The following is a 792-nucleotide window of genomic DNA, read 5'->3' as shown; positions in this document are numbered from 1 at the left end:
GCATCAGCGCCATGCAGAAGATCACCCTCAATGCCGGCGGCAGCTACATCACCCTCGATCCGTACCGCATCGAGTCCGGCACCCAGGGTGAACACCTGATCAAAGCGGTGCATTTCGACTACCGAGGGCCTGCCAGCATGACCGCCGCCCACCCGCAGTATCCGAAGCTTGAGTCCGCGCCACGGCTACGCCTGCGCATGCCGCAAGTGCCCAATGCCCCGCAGGCCACCTGGGCCGGTATGCCCTACACGCTCTACGCCGACGACGCGGAGCTGCAGTGGGGCGTGATGGACGAGAGCGGCTACCTGGCCCTCGAGCACCAGGTGGTGACGCGGAACTACCGACTGGAGCTGGCCAACGGCCTGTCCTTCCAGTTGCCGGTACCCGCCGACTACCGCAACCCCGAGCAGGGCGAGCTGGCCAATCGCGGCCTGCACAACCACAGCGCCACCGCCGGGGACGATATCCAGCACACGGAGCATCGCCTCTGGTATTCGGCACTGCTCGCCAAACCCAAGGGCCAGGAAGGAGACGCCCCATGAGACCCGCCAACGCCCGTCACCCTGAAATCGTCGTGCCCATCGCGCTGCAGCACACCCACGAGGCGGTCTGCAGCGCCCCCTGGTTCGTCTGCGATACCGCGTACCGGCCCTGGCCGGCCACCTACAAACCCCTGATCAATGGCGAAGAAGCCTTCCGCGCGGTGCATCAGGCCATCGCTGCTGCCCGGCGCTCGGTCGACATCATCTGCTGGGGCTTCCAGCCCTCGATGCACTTCATCCGCGACGGCAG

Annotated in this window: 1 protein-coding gene and 1 pseudogene; both read left to right on the top strand. The window is 66.4% G+C overall.

Going from position 1 to position 792, the window contains the following annotated elements; genetic code table 11:
- On the top strand, window positions 1–542 hold a 542-nt coding region (locus tag E8E75_RS00025; protein WP_280357613.1), incomplete at its 5' end, for a DUF2345 domain-containing protein.
- Window positions 539–792: pseudogene (locus E8E75_RS00020) on the top strand (phospholipase); the annotation flags it as partial. The gene E8E75_RS00025 and the pseudogene E8E75_RS00020, both read left to right, overlap by 4 nt.

Origin of the sequence: Pseudomonas sp. BN606 (assembly GCF_029873115.1) — a bacterium.
Classification (GTDB): Bacteria; Pseudomonadota; Gammaproteobacteria; order Pseudomonadales; family Pseudomonadaceae; genus Metapseudomonas.
The sequence above is the reverse complement of the archived record's forward strand: the minus strand, read 5'-3'. Positions and strand labels throughout refer to the sequence as shown.